This is a genomic window from Dietzia sp. WMMA184, assembly GCF_002441635.1.
Taxonomy (GTDB): domain Bacteria; phylum Actinomycetota; class Actinomycetes; order Mycobacteriales; family Mycobacteriaceae; genus Dietzia; species Dietzia kunjamensis.
Map to the genome: position 1 here is coordinate 267,765 of NZ_NXEI01000001.1, position 21,185 is coordinate 288,949.

The window sequence follows — 21,185 nt, forward strand, 5'->3', positions numbered from 1 at the left end:
TCCGCCGCCCGCCGCCCACCCGACCGGCGCTCCGACGTGGCGGACGCGGGGACCGACGGGCAGGGGTGCGGGGCGGGGGAATCACGGATCTCGGAGTGCACTCCGCGGCTACCGTGACGGGCATCACCCGTGCCCACGGAAGGCGGCCACACCCCGATGACAGCGAACTCCGGACTCGACACCGCGATCACCCCGCTGAGCTTCCTCGAGAAGGCCGCGCGCGTCTCACCCGACGCCACCGCGGTCGTCGACGGCCCGCGCCGTCAGACCTACGCCGAGTTCGCCGACCGGGCCACCCGGCTGGCCTCCCTGCTGAAGATGCGCGGCGTGGCGCGCGGTGACCGGGTGGGCGTCCTGGCGCCGAACTCGGCCGAGGCGCTGCTCGCGCAGTTCGGCGTCCCCCTCGCGGGCGGCGCCGTGGTCGCCCTCAACACCCGCCTCGCCCCGGCCGAGATCGCCTACATCGTGGAGCACGCCGGGATCGCCGTCCTCATCGCCGACGCGGAACTCCTCGCGGGGCTGGGCGACGAGGTCCCCGACGCGCTGCGTCTCGTCCTGGTCGCCCCGGACGCCGACGGCACGCAACCCGACCCGGCCCGCTTCGGCCCGCGCGCCGAGGCCATGGAGGACGCCCTCGCGTCCGCCTCCCCGCAGCCGGTCTCGTGGACGGTCGCCGACGAGGACTCCGTCATCGCGGTCAACTACACCTCCGGCACCACCGGCCGACCCAAGGGCGTCATGTACACGCACCGGGGCGCCTACCTCAACTCCCTCGGCGAGATCGTCACCCAGGGCCTGGACGCCGACTCGAAGTACCTCTGGACGCTGCCCATGTTCCACTGCAACGGGTGGTGCACGACCTGGGCGCTGACCGGTGCGAGGGGGACCCACGTGTGTCTGCGCGCCGTCCGCGGGGACGAGATCTGGAGACTGTTCGACGACGAGGGGGTCAACCGCCTGGCCGGTGCACCAGCCGTGTTGTCCACCATCGCCGACGACCCGGCCGCCCGGCCGATCGACGGGATCCGCATGGTCACCGCCGGGGCGCCGCCCTCGCCGACCATCCTGCGCCGCTTCGAGGACCTCGGCATCGACGTCACCCAGGTGTACGGACTGACCGAGACCTACGGCCCGTTCACGGTGTGCACCCCGCAGCCCGGATGGGCCGACCTGGATCCGGACGAGCGGGCCGGGCTCAAGTCGCGCCAGGGCGTCGCCATGATCCACGCCGACACCGTGCGTGTGGTCGAGCGCACCTCACCGGGGGAGAGCCGGCTGGTCGACGTCCCCGCCGACGGCGTGACCATGGGCGAGGTCGTCATGACCGGCAACGGGGTCATGAAGGGGTACTTCGGCGACCCCGAGGCCACGGCCACCGCGTTCGCCGGCGGGTGGTTCCACTCCGGCGACCTGGGCGTCATGCACCCGGACGGATACGTGCAACTGCTGGACCGCGCCAAGGACGTCGTGGTCTCCGGCGGCGAGAACATCTCCACCATCGAGGTCGAGCAGGCGGTCGTGTCCCACCCCGACGTGGTCGACTGCGCGGTCGTGTCCATGCCCGACGAGAAGTGGGGCGAGCGTCCCAAGGCCTACGTCGTGGTCCGGCCGGGCTCCACGCTCGACGAGGCCGCCGTGATCGAGCACTGCCGGACCAGGATCGCGCGCTACAAGGTGCCCGGTGCGGTGGAGTTGACCGAGGCCCTGCCCCGGACGTCGACCGGAAAGGTCCGCAAGAACGAACTGCGCGACGCCGCCTGGTCCGGCTGGGACAAGCGCATCAACTGAACCACCCGCCCCACCCGGTGGCCGCCGACCGGGCGCCGTGCCCCGCCACCGACCGCCCCGGCACCGTCACCGCGGCCACGGCCGCGTTATTGTGTCTGGCAGGACCACAATCCGGTGCGCCCGGTCTAGACGGGGGCGCACCCCGCCCCGACTCGCAGGAGGTCGACGCAGGCCCATGACGAACATCGTCGTACTGATCAAGCAGGTTCCCGACACCTATTCCGAGCGCAAGCTCACGGACGGGGACTACACCCTGGACCGCGAGGCCGCGGACGCGGTCCTGGACGAGATCAACGAGAAGGCCGTCGAGCAGGCGCTCCAGATCAAGGAGGCCCACGGCGGCGAGGTGACCGTCCTGTGCGCCGGTCCGGACCGCGCCACCGAGGCCATCCGCAAGGCCCTATCCATGGGCGCCGACAAGGCCGTCCACCTCAACGACGAGGCCCTGCACGGTTCCGACGTCGTCCAGACCTCGTGGGCGCTGGCCAACGTGCTGGGCACCATCGAGGGCACCGAGCTGGTCATCGCCGGCAACGAGGCCACCGACGGCCGCATGGGTGCCGTCCCGGCCATCCTCGCCGAGTACCTCGGCCTCCCGCAGCTGACGCACATGCGCACCCTGGAGATCGCCGACGGCGTCGCCAAGGGCGAGCGTGAGACCGACGAGGGCATCTTCGAGGTCGAGGCCACCCTGCCGTGCGTCGTCTCCGTCGGCGAGAAGATCAACGAGCCGCGGTTCCCGTCCTTCAAGGGCATCATGGCCGCCAAGAAGAAGCCGGTCGAGTCCCTCACGCTGGCCGACGCCGGCGTCGAGGCCGCCCAGGTGGGCAAGGACAACGCCGCGTCCAGCGTCACCTCCGCGAGCCCCAAGCCGCCGCGCGCCGCCGGCGAGAAGGTCACCGACGAGGGCGAAGGCGGCAACGACGTCGCCAAGTACCTCGTGTCGCAGAAGCTCATCTGACGCGAACTCACCCCGACCGACTCATCCCAGTCTTTTTCAAGGAGAATCCACCATGGCTGAAGTCCTCGTCGCGGTCGAGCACGTCGACGGCGAACTCAAGAAGGTGTCCCTCGAGCTGCTGACCGCCGCTCGTGCCCTCGGAGAGCCCTCCGCGGTCGTCTTCGGTGAGACCGGCACCGCCGCCGCGCTCACCGATGCCCTCAAGGAGGCCGGCGCGGAGAAGATCTACGTCGCCGAGGGTGACGCGGTCCAAAACTACCTCGTCACCCCCAAGGTCGACGTCCTGGCCGGCCTCGCCGAGCAGGGTGCGGCCGCGATCGTCCTGGCCGCCACGTTCGAGGGCAAGGAGGTCGCGGGTCGTCTCGCGGCCCGCACCGGCTCCGGCACCCTGTGTGACGTCGTGGAGATCAAGTCCGACGGTTCGGCCGTCCACTCGATCTTCGGTGGCGCCTTCACCGTCGAGGCGACCGTCTCCGGCGAGACCCCGATCTACACGCTGCGTCCGGGCTCCGTCGAGGCCGCCCCGGCCGCCGGCGCCGGCGAGGTCGTCGAGGTGCAGGTCCCCGAGCCCGAGAACGCCGCCAAGGTCATCTCGCGCAACCCGATCGTGGGCGGCGACCGCCCCGAGCTCACCGAGGCGACCGTCGTCGTCTCAGGTGGTCGTGGCGTCGGCTCCGCGGACAACTTCGAGAAGGTCGTCGAGCCGCTCGCCGACTCGCTCAAGGCCGCCGTCGGCGCGTCGCGCGCCGCTGTGGACTCGGGCTACTACCCGGGCCAGTTCCAGGTCGGCCAGACCGGCAAGACCGTGTCGCCGCAGCTGTACATCGCCCTCGGTATCTCGGGCGCCATCCAGCACCGCGCCGGCATGCAGACGTCGAAGACCATCGTCGCCGTCAACAAGGACGAGGAGGCCCCGATCTTCGAGATCGCGGACTACGGCATCGTCGGCGACCTGTTCAACGTCGCCCCGCAGCTCACCGAGGCCATCAACGCTCGTAAGTGAGCAGGACGCACCGCGTCCACCAGCGTCGCCCGGACCCCGGCACCCCTGCGGTGCCGGGGTCCGGCGCGTTCGTGCGTATCCTTGCCAGCGATATGCCCACCACCCGCTCTGTGCACTATCTCGACCACGCCGCGACCACCCCGATGCGCGCGGCGGCCGTCGACGCCTACGCCGAGGCGTCCTCCTCGGTCGGCAACGCGTCCTCGCTCCACGGCTCCGGACGCCGCGCCCGCCGCCGCGTCGAGGAGGCCCGCGAGTCCCTCGCGCACCACCTCGGCTGTCGACCGTCCGAGGTGGTGTTCACCTCAGGCGGGACGGAGTCCGACAATCTCGCCGTTCTCGGGCAGGTGGGTGCCTCGGCGGGCGACGTGGTGGCCGTGGGGGCGACCGAGCACCACTCCGTCCTCGACGCCGCCGCCCACCTGGCGACCGACCGTGGCGGTCGGAAGGCCGTCCGGGTGTTGCCCGTGGACCCCCGCGGCGCCGTCACCCCGGCAACGGTCCGCGACCTCGCCGACGAGCTCGGCCCGCGACTGGCCCTCGTCGCGGTGATGCTCGGCAACAACGAGATCGGCACCCTCACGGATGTCGCGGCGGCGGCCGGCCCGGCCCGCGCGGTGGGCGCGGCCGTCCACACCGATGCCGTCCAGGCCGTCGGGCACGTCCCGGTCGACTTCTCCGCCCTGGGCGTGACCTCTCTCAGTCTCTCCGCGCACAAGTTCGGTGGACCGCTCGGCGTCGGTGCGTTGCTCCTCGACCGCGGTGCCGACTGCGTGCCGATCGGGTACGGGGGTGGCCAGGAGCGGGACCTGCGGTCCGGATCCGTGGACGTGCCGGGGGTCGTCGCGATGGCCGCCGCGCTCGAGGAAGCGGTCCGCGAGATGGAGTCCGAGTCCCGGCGTCTGAGCCGGTTGCGCGATCGGCTCGTCGCAGGTGTGCTCGCCGAGGTCCCCGGCGCGATCGCCAACGGGGGCGGGGAGCGCCTGCCGGGCATCGCCAACCTCACCTTCCCGGGTTGTTCCGGCGAGTCACTCATCCTGCTGCTCGACGCCGCGGGGATCGAATGCTCCACGGGCTCGGCCTGTACGGCCGGTGTGGCAGAGCCGAGTCACGTCCTGCTGGCCCTCGGTGCCGACGAGGCCGCTGCCCGCAGCAGTCTGCGCCTGAGCCTGGGGCACACCACCACAGAGGACGACGTCGACGCCGCCGTCGCGGCCATCGGGCCCGCGGCCGAACGCGCCCGCGTCGCCGGCCTCGGGCTCGCCCGTACCGGGATGGCCCGCACCGGGGTGGCCGCGTCATGAGGGTCCTCGCCGCCATGAGCGGGGGAGTGGACTCCGCCGTTGCCGCTGCCCGAGCCGTCGCCGCCGGACACGACGTCGTGGGCGTCCACCTCGCACTCAGCGCGGATCCGGCGACCCTGCGAACGGGTTCGCGCGGGTGCTGTTCGCGGGAGGACGCGGGGGACGCCCGCCGGGTCGCCGATCTGCTGGGCATCCCGTTCTACGTGTGGGATTTCGCCGAGCGCTTCCGTGCCGACGTGATCGACGACTTCGTCGCGTCCTACGCCCGAGGCGAGACCCCCAACCCGTGCCTCCGGTGCAACGAGCGGATCAAGTTCGAGGCCCTCCTCGACCGGGGCATGGCGCTCGGCTTCGACGCCGTCGCCACCGGCCACTACGCGCGGTTGTCGTCCGAGGAACTGCCCGACGGCACCCGACGGCCGGTCCTACGACGCGCCGTGGACGACGCCAAGGACCAGTCGTACGTCCTCGGCGTGCTCACCCCGGAGCAGCTCGCGCACTCGATGTTCCCCCTTGGGGGTTCACTCAAGTCGCAGGTCCGCGCCGAGGCCGAGGCCGCCGGGCTGCCCGTCGCCTCCAAGCCCGACAGCCATGACATCTGCTTCATCCCCTCGGGCGACACCCGCGCCTTTCTCGGGGCGCGCATCGGCATGCGTCCCGGAGCGGTCGTCGACGCCGACACCGGCGACGAGCTCGGCCGCCACGAGGGCATCCACGGGTTCACCATCGGCCAGCGCAAGGGCCTCGGGGTCAGCGGACCCGCGGCGGACGGCCGCCCCCGCTACGTCACCGCGATCGACGCCGACAGTGGCACCGTCACCGTCGGTGGCGCGGACCATCTGCTCTCGTCCGGCATGACCGCGTCCTCGCCCTACTGGCTCGTCGACGACGACATCCACGAGACCGACTGCCTGGTGCAGATCCGCGCCCACGGCGAAGCGACCCCGGGCCACGTCCGCCGCCTCGGCGACGGACCGGATGCCCGGCTCGAGATCACGCTCGAGAAGCCGATCCGCGGCGTCGCCCCCGGGCAGGCCGCCGTGCTGTACCGGCCCGAACCGGACGGCGACCGCGTTCTGGGCAGCGGCACCATCTCCGCGTCCCGTCCGGCCGCGGGAACCGAGTGACGCCGGTGGGACCGTCCAGCACCGGGGCCGGCCCCATGCCCGGCACCGACCCGCGGGAATCGGCGCGGGTGATCATGGGGGAATGCCACGCGCTGCCGTTCCTGCCCGAGCTTCCGGATCGCGGCCCCGGGGCCGACCAGGTCGGCCGCACGCTGGCGATGCTCGCCGACCTGCCGGTCGACGTCTCGCCACGCGGATGGCGACTCGCCGACGCCCCGGGCCGCCTCGCCCGTCGTGCCGCCGACTTCCTCGACCGGGACGCCGACGCCCTCGAGGAGGCCGACGAGCGGGCCCGTGATCCCGAGGGGGACCCCGCCATCGACTCCCGCCGCCTGCAGGTCCGTGTGGTGGGCCCGTGGTCTCTCGCGGCCGGGGTGGAACTGCCCGGCGGATTCCCCGTGCTCAGCGATCGCGGCGCCCGGCGAGACCTGGCCGCCTCCCTGGCGGAGGGCGCGAGTGCGCGAGCCGTGCGGCTGGCGGGCCGGATAGGGGCAGGCGCACGGATCCTGGTGGACGAGCCCCTGCTCTGGCATGTCGCCGCCGGGACGGTCCGCTCGCCCAGCCGTCTCGACCCGATCGCGGCCGTCCCGCCCGATCGACTCGCCCTGTCGCTCTGCCGGTTCGCCGCTGCGCTCCGCGACGCCGGGGCCGCAGAGGTCCTGATCCGGCTCCCGGTCACCTCCGACCCTGGGGCACCTCCGGTCTGGGAGGTCGTCAGCGACCCCCCGCGGGGTGAGACGCCTCTCGACGGGGTGTGCCTGGCGACCGCGCCGCTGCACACAGCCCGGTCGCATGCCGCGCTGGATGCAGCCGGGACGGTCCTCGGTAACGGCGGGATCCTCCACCTGGAGGGTCTACCCGGCGGCGGCCCGCCGCCACGCACCGTGGCGGAGGCCGAGGACACCGCAGTGGGACTGCTGGCTCTGCTCGACCGACTGAGCGCGCCCAGGTACTCCACCCTGGACCGCGTCATCCTCACGCCCACCGCCGAGGAGACCTCGACCGGTGAGGGCCGAGCCGCGGCCGCCCTCCGGGGCGCCCGTCTGGTGGCCGAGACCACCCCGCGGGTGGCGGAGTAACAGACGACGCGGAGTAACAGACAACGCGGCGCTACAGCACTGCCATCGGCCAGAGGGTGTTGACGTCGGACGAGTCCTTGCCGGACCGCTCGAGGTACGCGACGAAGTCCCGCTGGCGCGTCTCGTGCCAGCTCGCCTGGCGCGCATTGACCTCCCGCCAGTCCGGACCCGACAACTCCGGCTGTCCGCCGAGCATCTTCCACGCCAGCCGGGCGGCGGCGAGCGCATCCGCCGCGGCCTCGTGGGCGCTGTCCAGTCGTACCCCGTGTAGACCGCACAGGGCCTCGAGCGTCCGCTTGCCTTTCCGGTAGGGATCCACCGCGCGGTCCACGACGTACGGGTCGATCACGGGTCCCAGAATCTCGAACGACGGGTCCCACCGGCGCAGGATCGTCAGGTCGTAGCAAGCGTTGAACACCACCAGCGTGCGTCCCTCGCCCCATCCGCGGCGGATGGCCGCCACCGTCTCGGCGATGACCTCGGCGTGGGGGCGGCCGTTCTCGCGGGCATGGGCCGTGGTGATGCCGTGGACCGCCGTCGCCCCCTCGGGAATCTCTATGCCCGGGTCGGCGAGCCAGTTCCGTTCCTTCTTGTGCTGCCCGTCTATCGCGATGAGGGCGGAGGAGACGACGTGGGCGGTCCGGGGGTCCGGGCCCGTGGTCTCGAGGTCGAACGCGAGCAGTCGGTTCCGGTCGATGGCGAGGGGTGGCTGTGTGTGGGTTGTCATGGGCTCACCGTAGGGCAGCGCTCCGACATCGAGGCCCTGCCCGGCATTACCCTGTCCTCGTGAGCCTTCCCGATGACAACAGTCAGCCCGTCGGCACGGGGGACATCCCGCCCGAGGTGCGGCAGGAGTGGACCGAGCTCGCGGAGACGGTCCGCGATCACCAGTTCCGCTACTACGTCAAGGACGCGCCCATCGTCTCCGACGCCGAGTTCGACCGGCTCTTCGAGGAGTTGCAGGCGCTCGAGGTGACGCACCCGGGGCTGCGGACCGCCGATTCGCCGACCCAACTGGTCGGCGGTGGCTTCTCGACGGATTTCGCCCCGGTCGAGCACCTCGAGCGGATGACCAGCCTGGACAACGTGTTCTCCGAGGAGGAGCTGCGCGACTGGGTCGCCTCCGCCGTCGAGCAGGCGGGAGTATCGGAGGACCGGCTGCCGTTCCTGTGCGAGGTCAAGATCGACGGGGTGGCCCTGGACCTGGTCTACCGCGACGGGAGGTTGGTCAGCGCCGCCACCCGCGGTGACGGGCGTACGGGGGAGGACGTGACCCTCAACGCGCGGACCATCGACGACATCCCGGTCACGCTCACCCCGTCGGACGACCGCCCGCTGCCTTCGCTCATCGAGGTGCGGGGCGAGGTGTTCTTCCGGCTCGAGGACTTCGCCGAGCTCAACGCTCGTCTCGTGGCCGAGGGCAAGGCACCGTTCGCCAACCCGCGCAACAGTGCGGCCGGGTCACTGCGCCAGAAGAACCCCGCCATCACCGCCCAACGTCGACTCGGCATGTACTGCCACGGTCTCGGCGCGGTCGAGGGCGCGACCTTCGAGAGCCTCCACGACGTCTACCTCGCCCTCGCCGAGTGGGGCCTGCCCGTCTCACCGCACACCGCGCCCGCCACCGGGGTGGAGGAGGTGGTCGAGCGGATGAGGTTCTGGGGTGAGCACCGCAGCGACCCCGAACACGAGATCGACGGTCTCGTCGTGAAGATCGACGACCGCGCGGTCCAACGGCGACTCGGTCAGACCTCCCGCGCGCCGCGGTGGGCGATCGCCTACAAGTACCCACCGGAGGAGGTCATGACGGAACTCCTGGACATCCGGGTCTCCGTCGGGCGCACCGGGCGGGTCACCCCCTTCGCCCACATGCAGCCGGTCACGGTCGCCGGTTCGACGGTCTCGTTGGCCACCCTCCACAACCAGACCGAGGTGATCCGCAAGGGCGTGTTGATCGGCGACACCGTGGTGATCCGCAAGGCCGGTGACGTGATCCCCGAGGTCCTCGGCCCGGTGGTCGAGCGGCGCGACGGCACCGAGCGCGAGTTCGTCTTCCCCGAACGTTGTCCGGAGTGCGATACGGTCCTGGCCCCGGCGAAGGAGGGCGACGCCGACTGGCGCTGCCCCAACCAGCGTTCGTGTCCCGCCCAGCTGCGGGAGCGGCTGTTCTATCTGGCCTCGCGCAACGCCCTGGACATCGAGGCGCTCGGGTACGAGGGCGCCTCGGATCTGCTGACCAGCGGGGTGCTGGTCAACGAGGCCGGACTGTTCGATCTCACCGAAGCCGACCTGCTCAGGACAGACCTCTACACCCGCGTCGACAAGGCCACCCGCAAGCAGATCGAGGCGGGGGCCGAACCCGAACGCACCGTGCTCACCGAGAACGGTCGCAAGCTGCTGGCCAACCTCGCCACCGCCCGGGACCGACCGCTCTGGCGGGTACTGGTCGCGCTGTCGATCCGACACGTGGGCCCCACGGCCGCGCGCGCCCTGGCGACCCGGTTCGGGACCATGGAGGCCATCCGCGCCGCGTCCGAGGAGGAACTGGCGGAGACGGACGGGGTCGGGTCGACCATCGCGGCCTCGGTGGTCGAGTGGTTCGACGTCGACTGGCACCGCGAGATCGTCGACCGCTGGACCGCCGCAGGTGTCTCGATGGCCGACGAGCGTGACGAATCGATCCCGCGGACGCTGGAGGGACTGACGATCGTGGCGACCGGCTCACTCGAGGGCTTCACGCGCGACGGCATCAAGGAGGCGATCATCGCTCGCGGCGGCAAGGCCTCCGGGTCGGTCTCCAAGAAGACCGACTACGTCGTGGTGGGCGACAACCCGGGGTCCAAAGCGGCCAAGGCCGAGGAGTTGGGCCTGACGATCCTGGACGAGGCCGGCTTCGTCGACCTGATGGACAACGGTCCGGCCGGGGCGGGGGAAGGGGACCTGGACCCGGAGGTGGACGCGGAACCGGAGCAGACCGACCCGTGACCCCGATGACGCCCCTCGTCCAGTTCCCCTGGCCGTTGTTCCTCGGAGCGGGCGTCGGTCTCGCGCTCGCGGTCGGTGTCTCCCTCCGTGGTCTGCGGAGCGAGCGTCGCCGGCGCATCCTCGCGGTGTCGGCCTCCGCCGTGGCGGGGGCATCGACCGGAGCGTTCGCCGGACTGGTGTGGCTCTGGGTCGGCCCGATGTCGAACCCGGTCTCCTGCCTCTACTCCTGTAACGAAGTCGCGCAGTTCCTGTCGAACGAACAGTTCCGTCAGATCGTCCTCATGACGGACCTGGCATGGGTCCTGCCGGTCACGGCGTTCCTCTTCGCGGCGGTCGCGGTGTGGCCGTGGCGACGCGGACCCCGCCGCTGACCGACATCCGTGCCGGACCGGCGTCGAGGGAGCGGCGGGCCCGCCCGGTCAGCCGGCGTCGAGGGACCGCAGGATCCCCGTGAGGTACCCCAGCCGAGCGACCTCGGACGGCCTGAACGAGGGACCGCCCGGTCGGCCCACCACGAGGATGTGTCCCGAGTTCAACGGCGCGGCCGCGAGCGAGGTGTCCATGGCCGTCCACTCCGCCGGCACGCCGTCGTCGTCGTCGTCCAGTGCGGTCACCCGCTCCAGGCCGCACAGCACGGAGACCTCGCCGCCCTCCCACATCGGTGCGGACTCGCCCCGCGCGATCAGACGGCACCGCGCGTCCGCGGTCACCTCCACGACCAGCGCCCAGCCGACGCGCAGCGCGGCCGGGAGCTCGTCGGCGAGCAGTTGGGAAGCCCCGGCACCCGCCCCGGCGACGGCGTCGATGAGTTCGAGTTCCCGATGCGCGTCGAGGATCCCGCCGAACGGCCGGAGGGAGTCCACCATCACGCCGTCCAGGCGCTCGGCGGCGGTGATGAGGGCGTCCGGGAAGGTGCCGTGCGGGACCTCCACGACGATGTCGTCGACGGCGACCCCGTCGAACCGGTCCACCACGTCGAGGCTGATGATGTCCGCGTCCACGGTCCCCAGCGCCACCGCGAGGGAGCCGAGACTGCCCGGTCGGTCGGGCAGCATGACACGGAGCAGATAAGACATGACGCCCATTGTGCCGCACGCATTCGGGCTGACTAGGCTGGGCCGGTACCGACCACGTCACGGAAAGGGGCAGGCACGTGACCTCGATCTCACGCGGGGACGTCGCGCATCTGGCCAGGCTCTCCCGCCTGGAACTGAGCGACTCCGAGCTGGACTCGTTCGCACAGCAGCTCACCGACATCCTCGACCACGTGCAGGCGGTGTCCGAGGTCGCCGCGGAGGACGTGCCCGCGATGAGCCACCCCACCGCGATCACCAACGTCTACCGCGACGACGTGGTCACGCCCGGCCTCACCCCGGAGCAGGCACTCGACCAGGCCCCGGCAGCCGACGAACAGCGCTTCGAGGTTCCGCAGATCCTGGGGGAGGACGCATGACCGAGCTCACCACCGCCACCGCCGCCGAGCTGGCCGGGCGGATCGCCGCGCGGGAGGTGTCCTCGGAGGAGGTCACCCGGGCGCACCTGGACCGTATCGACGAGGTCGACGGCGAGATCAACGCGTTCCTCCACGTGGGCGCGGACGAGGCTCTCCGGGCGGCCCAAGACGTCGACACCCGACTGGCGGCCGGCGAGGAGCTCGGACCCCTGGCGGGCGTGCCCATCGCCCTCAAGGACGTGTTCACCACCACCGACGCCCCCACCACCTGTGGCTCACGGATCCTCGAGGGTTACCGTTCGCCGTACGACGCCACGGTCACCGCGCGACTGCGCGAGGCGGGGATCCCGATCCTCGGCAAGACCAACATGGACGAGTTCGCCATGGGGTCGTCGACCGAGAACTCGGCCTACGGCCCCACCCGCAACCCGTGGGATCCGAGCCGCACCCCCGGTGGTTCCGGCGGTGGTTCGGCCGCGGCGCTGGCCTCGCACCAGGCCCCGATCGCCATCGGTACCGACACCGGCGGGTCGATCCGCCAGCCCGCCGCGCTCACCGCGACGGTCGGTGTCAAGCCCACCTACGGGACGGTCTCGCGCTACGGGCTCGTCGCCTGCGCGTCGTCGCTCGACCAGGGCGGGCCCTGCGGCCGCACGGTCGAGGACACCGCGCTGCTGCACCAGGTCATCGCGGGGCACGACCCGCGCGACTCGACGAGCCTCGACGTGGCGTTCCCGGACGTCGTCGCCGCCGCGCGTGAGGGCGGGAAGGGTGACCTGACGGGCCTGCGGGTGGGCGTGGTCACGGAGTTCTCCGGCGAGGGCTACCAGCCCGGCGTCGAGGAGTCGTTCCGCGGCGCGGTGGACACCCTGCGCGACCTGGGTGCCGAGATCGTCGAGGTCTCGTGCCCCAACTTCCGCTACGCGCTGCCCGCCTACTACCTCATCCTCCCGTCCGAGGTCTCCAGCAACCTGGCACGCTTCGACGCCATGCGCTACGGCCTGCGGACCGGTGACGGGTCGGCCGACCAGGTCATGGCCGCCAGCCGCGAGGCGGGCTTCGGCCCCGAGGTCAAGCGCCGCATCATGCTCGGCACCTACGCGCTGTCGGCCGGCTACTACGACGCGTTCTACGGTCAGGCCCAGAAGGTACGCACGCTGATCGCGCGCGACTTCGATGCCGCCTACGAAAAGGTCGACGTCCTGATCTCGCCGACCACGCCGACGACCGCGTTCCCGCTCGGGGACAAGGTGGAGGACCCGGTCGCGATGTACCAGTTCGACCTGTGCACCCTGCCGCTGAACCTGGCCGGTCACTGCGGGATGTCCGTGCCGTCCGGTCTGGTGGAGGGCCTGCCCGCCGGTCTGCAGATCATGGCACCGGCACTCGCCGACGACCGTCTCTACCGGGTCGGGGCCGCCTACGAGGCCGCGAGAGGCGCGATAGCGTGACGACCGTCCCCGAGAGGGACGCATGGAAGGCGCTCGCGGCACTCGTCATCGGGTTCTTCATGATCCTGGTGGACCAGACGATCGTGGCGGTGGCCACCGACGCGTTCGTCACCCAGCTCGGCGCCACGACCAACCAGGTCATCTGGGTGACCAGCGCGTATCTGCTCGCCTACGTGGTGCCGTTGCTGTTCACCGGTCGGCTGGGGGACCAGATCGGGCCGCGACGGGTGTCGATCTCGGGCCTGGTGCTGTTCACCGGCGCCTCCCTGTGGTGCGGGTTGGCGCCCGACATCGAGACCCTCATCGTGGCGCGGGTGTTCCAGGGATTCGGCGCGGCACTGCTCACCCCTCAGTCGCTCAGCGTCATCACGCGCGTGTTCGCACCCGCGCGCCGCGGCGCGGCCATGGGTGCGTGGGGTGCGGTCGCGGGTATCGCCTCCGTGGTGGGTCCGGTCTTCGGCGGGGTGCTCATCGACGCGTTCGACTGGCGGTGGATCTTCTTCGTCAACATCCCGTTCGGTGTCCTCGCGGTGGTGTTGGTATGGCTCTGGGTCCCTGTACTGGAGACGAGGTCGCGCTCGTATGACGTAGCCGGGATCGTCCTGTCGGCCGTGGGCATGTTCCTGCTGGTGTTCGGGATCCAGCAGGGCGAGGAACACGGATGGGGCGGGACCACCGCCGGGTTCATCGCGGCGGGCGTGGTGGGTCTCGCCGTGTTCGTGTGGTGGCAGTCCCGCGTCCGCACCGAGCCGCTCGTTCCTCTACGACTGTTCCGGGATCGCAACTTCTCGATCGGGACGTTCGGCGTCTCGACGATCGGCTTCGTCACCGCCGGAACGATGGTGCCGCTCATGTTCTACCTCCAGGGGGTCAAGGAACTCAGCCCGACCCGCGCGGGGATGATGTTGCTGCCCATGGCCCTGATCGCGGGTGTGCTGGCGCCGTTGGTCGGACGCTGGGCGGATCGTCTCGATCCGCGGATCTTCACGGGCATCGGGTACTTCTCGTATGCGGTCTCCCTGTTCTGGCTCGCGCTGGTGATGGATGCCCAGACCTCGATCCCCGTCCTGCTCGGTCCGATCGCCCTCATGGGGGTGGCCAACGGGTGTGTGTGGGCGCCGACGTCATCGACCGCGATGCGGCGCCTCGAATTGGCGTCGGCGGGCGCGGGCTCCGGTGTCTACAACACCACCCGCCAGGTCGGGGCGGTGCTGGGGTCCGCCGCGATCGGCGCGGTGGTCCAGGCCCGGTTCGTCGCCCACGGTGACATCGGTCAGGCGGTGGCCGACGCGATGTTCCTCCCCGCCGTGGTCGTCCTGCTGGGAGGGCTGGCCACCATGGCGTTCCGTACCGGTGAACAGTCGGTGAGCCCGGGGCGGTGACCGCCGCGATGCGGGGCGGGCGGACCTAGACTGCGGGGTAACCGAGAGGAGCTCGACGTGCGTATAGGTGTACTGACCGCCGGCGGCGACTGTCCGGGACTCAACGCGGTCATCCGCGCCCTGGTCCGCACCGCCAACTCGGAGTACGACTCCCCGGTCCTGGGGTTCCAGGACGGGTGGGCCGGGCTGGTGAACGACCGTGCCGTACCGCTGTTCGACGACGAGGGCATCGATCGCATCCTGCTCCGCGGTGGCACGATCCTCGGAACCGGCCGCCTGAACCCCGACGTCCTGACGGCGAGTCTGCCGGTGATCCGCCAGACCCTCGAGCGCCACGCGATCGACGCGCTCGTCGCGATCGGTGGCGACGGCACGCTCAAGGCGGCCCGCTGGTTGACCGAGAACTGCATCCCCGTGGTGGGTGTGCCCAAGACCATCGACAACGACGTCGGAGGCACCGACTACACCTTCGGATTCGACACCGCCGTCTCGATCGCCTCCGATGCCATCGACCGGCTGCACACGACGGCGGAGTCGCACGAGCGGGTCATGCTCGTCGAGGTGATGGGCAGGCACGCCGGGTGGATCGCACTGCACGCGGGCCTGGCGTCCGGTGCGCACATGATCGTGATCCCCGAGGTCCCGTTCGATATCGACTACGTATGCAAGGTGATGAAGCGCCGGTTCCAGATGGGGGAGGCGTACGGGATCTGCGTGGTGGCCGAGGGCGCGACGCCGGTCGAGGGTTCCGGCATGACGCTGCGCCGGGGCGGCACCGACCAGTTCGGCCACGAGGTGTTCACCGGGGTGGCCGACCAGATGGCGTCCGCGATCGCCGAGCGCATGAACCGCGACGTCCGGACGACCGTGTTGGGCCACATCCAGCGCGGCGGTACGCCGACCGCGTACGACCGCGTGCTCGCGACCCGTTTCGGGGTACACGCGGCGCACGCCGCGCACCGGGGGGATTTCGGACAGATCGTCGCGCTCCGTGGGGAGTCGATCGAGATGGTGCCGGTAGAGGACGCGGTCGCGGTGCTCAAGACCGTCCCGGAGGACCGCTACCGCGAGGCCGCCTGCCTCTTCGGCTAGATTGTTCCGCATGGAGTTCACCGAGGTCGTGTCACGTTTCGATCCCGTCATGGGCATGGAGGTGCACGTAGAGCTGCACACCAACACCAAGATGTTCTGCGGGTGTCCCACCGCGTTCGGGGCGGATCCCAACACCCAGGTGTGTCCGGTGTGCATCGGCCTGCCGGGCGCGTTGCCGGTGGCCAACCGCCAGGCGGTGGAGTGGGCCATCAAGATCGGTCTGGCGCTGAATTGCTCTATCGCGCCGTACAGTCGGTTCGCCCGGAAGAACTATTTCTACCCGGACCAGCCGAAGAACTACCAGATCTCGCAGTACGACGAGCCGATCGCCCATGACGGCTTCCTCGACGTGCAGCTCGAGGACGGCAGCACGTGGCGCGTGGAGGTCGAGCGCGCGCACATGGAGGAGGACACCGGCAAGTCCACCCACGTCGGGTCCGCCACCGGTCGCATCCACGGCGCCACCCACTCGCTGCTCGACTTCAACCGCGCGGGCGTGCCGCTCATCGAGATCGTCTCCAAGCCGATCGTCGGTGCGGGGGAGCGGGCACCCGAGATCGCGCGCGCCTACGTCACGACGCTGCGTGATCTGCTCCGGAGCCTCGACGTGTCCGACGTCCGGATGGACCAGGGCTCGATGCGCTGCGATGCGAACGTCTCGTTGATGCCGAAGGGCGCCACCGAGTTCGGCACCCGCACCGAGACCAAGAATGTCAACTCCCTCCGCAGCGTCGAGATCGCGGTCCGCCACGAGATGTGCCGCCAGGCGGACGTGCTCACCGCGGGTGACGAGGTCGTGCTCGAGACCCGGCACTTCCACGAGTCGGACGGCACCACCACCTCCGGCCGGCCGAAGGAGTCGGCGGAGGACTACCGCTACTTTCCCGAGCCGGATCTCGCGCCCGTCGAGCCGACCGAGGAGCTCATCGAGGAGATCCGCGCGACGCTGCCGGAGCTGCCGTGGGTTCGCCGCGCCCGGGTCCAGGCGGACTGGGGGGTCTCGGACGAGGAGATGCGGGACCTCGTCAACGCCGGGGCCCTCGACCTGATCCTCGCCACGGTCGACGCGGGCGCTCCGGCCGCCGAGGCCCGCTCGTGGTGGGTGTCGTACCTGACGCAGCAGTCCAACAAGCGCGGCGTCGCGCTCACCGAACTCGAGATCTCGCCGGTGCAGCTGGCGCGCGTGATCGAGTTGGTCGCCGACGGCAAGCTCACCAACAAGCTCGGCCGCCAGGTCGTCGACGCCGTCCTCGACGGCGAGGGCGAGCCGGACCAGATCGTCGCCGACAAGGGCCTCGAGGTGGTGCGCGACGACTCGGCGCTGCAGAAGGCCGTCGACGACGCCCTGGCCGCGCAGCCCGACATCGCGGAGAAGATCCGTTCGGGCAAGGTCCAGGCCGCCGGCGCGATCGTCGGTGCCGTCATGAAGGCGACGCGCGGTCAGGCCGACCCGGCCCGGGTGAAGGAACTGGTGATCGCCGCCTGCAACTAGGCGATGCGCTGTCCGCGCGGTGAGCTGTGCGTGGCTCGACCACGGGGACCGACCGTACGCCACACGCGCGCGCTCGCGCGTGGCGTCGAACCGCGGCTACGTACGGGCGTCGCCGCCACCACCGGACTGGGGGAGGATCACGGCCCGGTCATCGGTGGGCACCGGTGATGCACCATCCTTGTTGGTGGTGCCCGCCAGCAGGACGCCCTCGCCGACGACGGACAACCCGGTCAGTCGCCCGTACCGGCCCTCGGCCAGCGCCTCGGGTTGACCGCGAGCCGCGCCGCCGGCGGTCTGGAGGGTGTCGACCCGCTCGGCGTCCGGGAGGGCGATGGCGAGCGTGCCCTCGGATGCGGCGCACCCACCGGCGGAACGCTGGTCCGGCCACGTCCACACCGTGCGATCGGGTGTCCGGATCGCCGCACCGCGGTCGGTGACCGTGGAGAGGAAGAGATCCTCGCCGAGAGGACACAACGCCTGGATGCGCCCGAGGTCGCGTCCGATCACCTGGGGGTCCTCCGCGCGACCGATCCCGGTGAACGTCGGGAACCGGACGACCTCGGAGCCGGCGCCGACGGTCAGGATGTCGTCGACGAACGCGAGGCCACCGCTGTCCGCGGGTGCGAGCTCCGCGATCGTGCGGGGGGCGTCGCCGCGCGCCAGTCGTTCGACCCGGGTGGGTCCGTCGCCGACGACGAGGAGATACACCAACCGGTCCTGGGCGAAATCCGGGGACGGCGCGACCGCGGCCACCCGGCCGGACCGGGGATCCACCCTGCCGAACTGCTCGGGGTCGGCATCGGCGGAGACGATCTTCACCCCGCCCGTGGACTCGGCGACCAGCGCTCGCTCACCGAGCCCGGCCACCGCGACGGCCGGCTCGAGGCAGGTCGCGATGACGGCGGGGTCGGGATCGACGCAGGGGCCCGTCTCGGCCGGGGGCTCCGGCTCCCCGCGGCGCGACGTCGGGGGCGGGGTCGGTGCGCCGGGAGGGCTCGGCGGAGCGGCACCCATTCCCGGCCCGGCCGCGGGCGTGAACGGGTCCTCGAGGCGGTCGTCGAACCTCGCGCAACCGGACACGGCGACGGCCAGTGCCAGCAGCAGCGGGAGCGATCTCATGCCGACCAGACTACGGCGCGCCGTGTCCTTCAGCGTCCGGGCACCGGAATCGGCCTACAGTCGATCCGTGACTTCCTCAAAGCGCGGAGACGACGACGCCCGTACCGAGATCATCCACGACGTCGATTACCCGCTCGACGTCCCCAACGCCCAGGGCGCGGGCGCCGGTTCGCGGGGCGGCTCGGGGGACGGCGCGACCACCGCGTTCCCCGCGGCCGGGCGCACCGACTACTCGCAGTTCGCCGAGTCCGGGGGGTACGACGTGTCCTCGCCCCTGCCCTTCGGTGACCAGCCCACCACCATCGCGCCCGCGTCGCGGGACACGATCGGCCGCCGGGGAACGGCCGATTTCGGGCTGTTCGTCCTGAGACTGGCCGTGGGCGTCCTCCTCGCGATGCGGGGACTGCAGAAGCTCTTCGGACTGTTCGGCGGGCCCGGGATCGACGGGTTCACGCAGACCCTCACCGACTCCGGATTCGACCAGGCCCGCATCCTGGCGATCGCCGGCGGCGCCGTCGAACTGGTGGCGGGCGTCATGCTCGTGGTGGGACTCGCGACCCCGGTGGCGGCGGCGGGTCTGCTGGGGCTCATCGGACTGGGGATAGCGATCCGACTGACCGGGACCGACCCCATCCCCGTGCTGAGTGACACCACCCGCGGACTCGAGGTGTCGATCCTCTACGCCGCGGCGCTGGTGACCCTCCTCTTCTCCGGACCGGGGCGATGGTCCGCCGACCGCAAGTGGGCATGGTCCCACCGTCCCCGCTTCAGCGGCGTCGTGTGGGTGATCGTCGTGGCGGTCATCGCCGGTCTGGTGTGGTACTTCCTCAACGGCACCAACCCGCTGACCTCCTCAGCCGACAGCGCCCCGGTCACCGCGGGCTGAGAGCTCGGGAGCCGGGGCGCGCGGCCCTGACCAGGCGCGTCAGTCGGGCAGGATGCGCACGGCACCCTTGTCCGCCGAGGACGCCATCGAGGCGTACGCGCGGAGAGCGGTGGACACTTTCCGATCACGCTTGACCGGCCGCCACGGGAGAGGGCCCCTCTCGGCGCGGCGGCGGGACAGCTCGTCGTCGTCGACATCCACCGAGATGGACCGCGTGGCGACATCGATGGTCACGATGTCACCGTCACGCACCAGGCCGATCGGGCCGCCCGAGGCGGCCTCCGGGGCGATGTGACCGATGGACAGCCCGGACGACCCGCCCGAGAAGCGGCCGTCGGTGATGAGCGCGCATTTCGTCCCGAGGCCGGCGCCCTTGATGAACGCCGTGGGGTGCAGCATCTCCTGCATCCCCGGACCGCCGGCCGGGCCCTCGAAGAGCACCACCAGCACCTCGCCGGCCTGCAGCGTCTTGTCCAGGATGACCGAGACGGCCTCCTCCTGGGACTCGACCACCCTGGCCGGACCGGAGAAGTGGAAATTGTCCTCGGACACGCCGGCGGTCTTGAAGACGGACCCGTCCGGCGCGATGTTCCCGCGCAGGACCGCGAGCCCGCCCTCCGCGGTCGCCGGGTGCTCGACCGAGTGGATGCAGCCGTTCTCGGCGTCCGTGTCGAGCGACTCCCAGCGGTTGTCGGTCGAGAACGGCTCGATCGTCCGCACCCCGCCCGGGGCCGCGTGGAACAACTCGATCGCCTTCTCGGTCGCGGTGCCGCTGCGGATATCCCAGTCCGCGACGTACTGCTCGAGCGACGGGGAGTGGACCGAGTGGACGTCCGTCCTTAGCAGGCCCCCGCGGTACAGCTCGCCCAGGATCGCGGGGATGCCGCCGGCCCGGTGGACGTGCTCCATGTAGTAGTCCGAGTTGGGCGCGACCTTGGCCAGGCAGGGGATCCGGCGGGAGATCTGCTCGATGTCGCCCAGGTCGAAGTCGACCTCGCCCTCCTGCGCGGCGGCGAGGATGTGGAGCACGGTGTTGGTGGAGCCGCCCATCGCGACGTCCAGCGCCATGGCGTTGGTGAACGCCGACCTGGTGGCGACCGAACGGGGGAGCACCGAGGAGTCCTCGTCCCGGTAGTAGCGGGTGCACAGGTCGACGATGACCCGGCCGGCCTCGGCGAACAGTTCACGCCGCGCACTGTGGGTGGCCAGGGTCGAGCCGTTGCCGGGCAGCGACAGCCCCAGGGCCTCGGTGAGGCAGTTCATGGAGTTGGCGGTGAACATCCCGGAGCAGGACCCGCACGTCGGGCAGGCCGAGCGCTCGATGGCGTCGAGGCCCTCGTCGTCCACGGCCGAGTTGGCGGACGCGGAGATCGCCGTGATGAGGTCCGAGCCCGCCTTGACCACGCCGTCGACGACGACGGAGAACCCCGACTCCATCGGCCCGCCGGAGACGAACACGGTGGGGATGTTCAACCGCATCGCGGCGTTGAGCATGCCCGGGGTGATCTTGTCGCAGTTCGAGATGCACACCAGGGCGTCCGCCGTGTGGGCGTTGACCATGTACTCCACCGAGTCCGCGATGATCTCCCGGCTGGGCAGCGAGTAGAGCATGCCCGCGTGGCCCATCGCGATCCCGTCGTCCACCGCGATGGTGTGGAACTCCCGGGCCACGCCGCCCGACGTCGCGATCTGCTCGGCGACGATCTCACCGACGTTCTTCAGGTGGACGTGGCCCGGCACGAACTGGGTGTACGAGTTCGCGATCGCGATGATCGGCTTACCGAAGTCCGAGTCCGTCATGCCGGTCGCGCGCCAGAGGGCACGCGCCCCCGCGGCGTTGCGTCCGGCGGTACTGGTTCGTGACCTCAGGGGCGGCATGGGACCTCGCTCCGACTCGATGGGGAGGGCGCATTCCGGGAGTCGTGCCGTACGGGGCCGCGGTGTGCGCGCGCCCCGCGGCGACACCCGATCGCGCCGTGACCACCACACAATACGCCCCGATGTGGGTCTACTCTTCTCACGGTCGGCCATCCGGCCGGCCTCGACGTGACGCGAATGGGGAT

General features: G+C 71.2%; 18 protein-coding genes. 14 read left to right on the forward strand and 4 right to left on the reverse strand.

Annotation, left to right across the window (positions count from 1 at the left end):
- Positions 1-156 precede the first annotated feature (156 nt).
- The 6 genes from CK206_RS01225 (at position 157) to CK206_RS01250 (ending at position 7,262) form a co-directional block, all read left to right on the forward strand.
- Complete coding sequence (locus CK206_RS01225; protein ID WP_096905269.1) at positions 157-1,788, forward strand: AMP-binding protein; 1,632 nt, start codon at positions 157-159, stop codon at positions 1,786-1,788.
- Positions 1,789-1,963: 175 nt separating this feature from the next.
- Positions 1,964-2,749: an electron transfer flavoprotein subunit beta/FixA family protein gene (locus CK206_RS01230; protein ID WP_067718293.1), complete on the forward strand. Its 786-nt coding sequence runs from the start codon at positions 1,964-1,966 to the stop codon at positions 2,747-2,749.
- A gap of 52 nt (positions 2,750-2,801) precedes the next feature.
- The gene (locus tag CK206_RS01235) at positions 2,802-3,752 is read left to right on the forward strand and encodes an electron transfer flavoprotein subunit alpha/FixB family protein (RefSeq protein ID WP_096905270.1); all 951 of its coding nucleotides are present in this window, start codon (positions 2,802-2,804) and stop codon (positions 3,750-3,752) included.
- 92 nt (positions 3,753-3,844) lie between these two features.
- Positions 3,845-5,056, forward strand: a complete 1,212-nt coding sequence (locus tag CK206_RS01240) for a cysteine desulfurase family protein (RefSeq protein WP_096905271.1) — start codon at positions 3,845-3,847, stop codon at positions 5,054-5,056.
- Positions 5,053-6,183, forward strand: coding sequence for a tRNA 2-thiouridine(34) synthase MnmA (gene mnmA / locus CK206_RS01245; protein WP_096905272.1), 1,131 nt, complete (start codon positions 5,053-5,055; stop codon positions 6,181-6,183). The genes CK206_RS01240 and mnmA overlap by 4 nt, the downstream gene beginning before the upstream one ends.
- A gap of 5 nt (positions 6,184-6,188) precedes the next feature.
- Entirely contained in the window at positions 6,189-7,262 is a 1,074-nt protein-coding gene (locus tag CK206_RS01250; RefSeq protein ID WP_240341310.1) for a cobalamin-independent methionine synthase, read from the forward strand.
- Positions 7,263-7,293: 31 nt separating this feature from the next.
- Here CK206_RS01250 and CK206_RS01255 read toward each other — a convergent pair whose 3' ends face one another.
- Positions 7,294-7,989 carry an exonuclease domain-containing protein gene (locus CK206_RS01255; RefSeq protein ID WP_096905274.1) on the reverse strand — a complete coding sequence of 232 codons (696 nt, stop codon included), beginning with the start codon at positions 7,987-7,989 and terminating at the stop codon, positions 7,294-7,296.
- Between the two features lie 59 nt (positions 7,990-8,048).
- Here CK206_RS01255 and ligA point away from each other — a divergent pair, with 59 nt between their 5' ends.
- Entirely contained in the window at positions 8,049-10,247 is a 2,199-nt protein-coding gene (gene ligA / locus CK206_RS01260) for an NAD-dependent DNA ligase LigA (protein ID WP_096905275.1), read from the forward strand.
- Positions 10,244-10,618, forward strand: coding sequence for a hypothetical protein (locus CK206_RS01265; RefSeq protein WP_096905276.1), 375 nt, complete (start codon positions 10,244-10,246; stop codon positions 10,616-10,618). The genes ligA and CK206_RS01265 overlap by 4 nt, the downstream gene beginning before the upstream one ends.
- A 48-nt stretch (positions 10,619-10,666) precedes the next feature.
- Here CK206_RS01265 and CK206_RS01270 read toward each other — a convergent pair whose 3' ends face one another.
- Positions 10,667-11,323 carry an amino acid-binding protein gene (locus CK206_RS01270; RefSeq protein WP_096907214.1) on the reverse strand — a complete coding sequence of 219 codons (657 nt, stop codon included), beginning with the start codon at positions 11,321-11,323 and terminating at the stop codon, positions 10,667-10,669.
- 77 nt (positions 11,324-11,400) lie between these two features.
- Here CK206_RS01270 and gatC point away from each other — a divergent pair, with 77 nt between their 5' ends.
- From gatC to gatB, 5 genes are read left to right on the forward strand one after another with little or no spacing between them, the layout of a single operon-like run.
- Positions 11,401-11,700 carry an Asp-tRNA(Asn)/Glu-tRNA(Gln) amidotransferase subunit GatC gene (gatC, locus tag CK206_RS01275; protein WP_067718272.1) on the forward strand — a complete coding sequence of 100 codons (300 nt, stop codon included), beginning with the start codon at positions 11,401-11,403 and terminating at the stop codon, positions 11,698-11,700.
- Positions 11,697-13,151: an Asp-tRNA(Asn)/Glu-tRNA(Gln) amidotransferase subunit GatA gene (gene gatA / locus CK206_RS01280; protein ID WP_096905277.1), complete on the forward strand. Its 1,455-nt coding sequence runs from the start codon at positions 11,697-11,699 to the stop codon at positions 13,149-13,151. Before gatC ends, gatA begins: the two co-directional genes overlap by 4 nt.
- Entirely contained in the window at positions 13,148-14,533 is a 1,386-nt protein-coding gene (locus CK206_RS01285; protein ID WP_096905278.1) for a DHA2 family efflux MFS transporter permease subunit, read from the forward strand. The genes gatA and CK206_RS01285 overlap by 4 nt, the downstream gene beginning before the upstream one ends.
- A gap of 57 nt (positions 14,534-14,590) precedes the next feature.
- Positions 14,591-15,625, forward strand: coding sequence for an ATP-dependent 6-phosphofructokinase (locus CK206_RS01290; protein ID WP_096905279.1), 1,035 nt, complete (start codon positions 14,591-14,593; stop codon positions 15,623-15,625).
- A gap of 10 nt (positions 15,626-15,635) precedes the next feature.
- Entirely contained in the window at positions 15,636-17,117 is a 1,482-nt protein-coding gene (gatB, locus tag CK206_RS01295; RefSeq protein WP_096907215.1) for an Asp-tRNA(Asn)/Glu-tRNA(Gln) amidotransferase subunit GatB, read from the forward strand.
- A 96-nt stretch (positions 17,118-17,213) separates the two neighbouring features.
- Here the strand turns inward: gatB and CK206_RS01300 are convergent, their stop codons facing one another.
- Positions 17,214-18,236: an oxidoreductase gene (locus tag CK206_RS01300; RefSeq protein WP_096905280.1), complete on the reverse strand. Its 1,023-nt coding sequence runs from the start codon at positions 18,234-18,236 to the stop codon at positions 17,214-17,216.
- 67 nt (positions 18,237-18,303) lie between these two features.
- Here CK206_RS01300 and CK206_RS01305 point away from each other — a divergent pair, with 67 nt between their 5' ends.
- Entirely contained in the window at positions 18,304-19,122 is an 819-nt protein-coding gene (locus CK206_RS01305) for a DoxX family protein (RefSeq protein ID WP_069388420.1), read from the forward strand.
- A 39-nt stretch (positions 19,123-19,161) separates the two neighbouring features.
- Here CK206_RS01305 and ilvD read toward each other — a convergent pair whose 3' ends face one another.
- Positions 19,162-21,000, reverse strand: coding sequence for a dihydroxy-acid dehydratase (gene ilvD, locus CK206_RS01310; protein WP_096905281.1), 1,839 nt, complete (start codon positions 20,998-21,000; stop codon positions 19,162-19,164).
- Between the last annotated feature and the right edge of the window lie 185 nt (positions 21,001-21,185).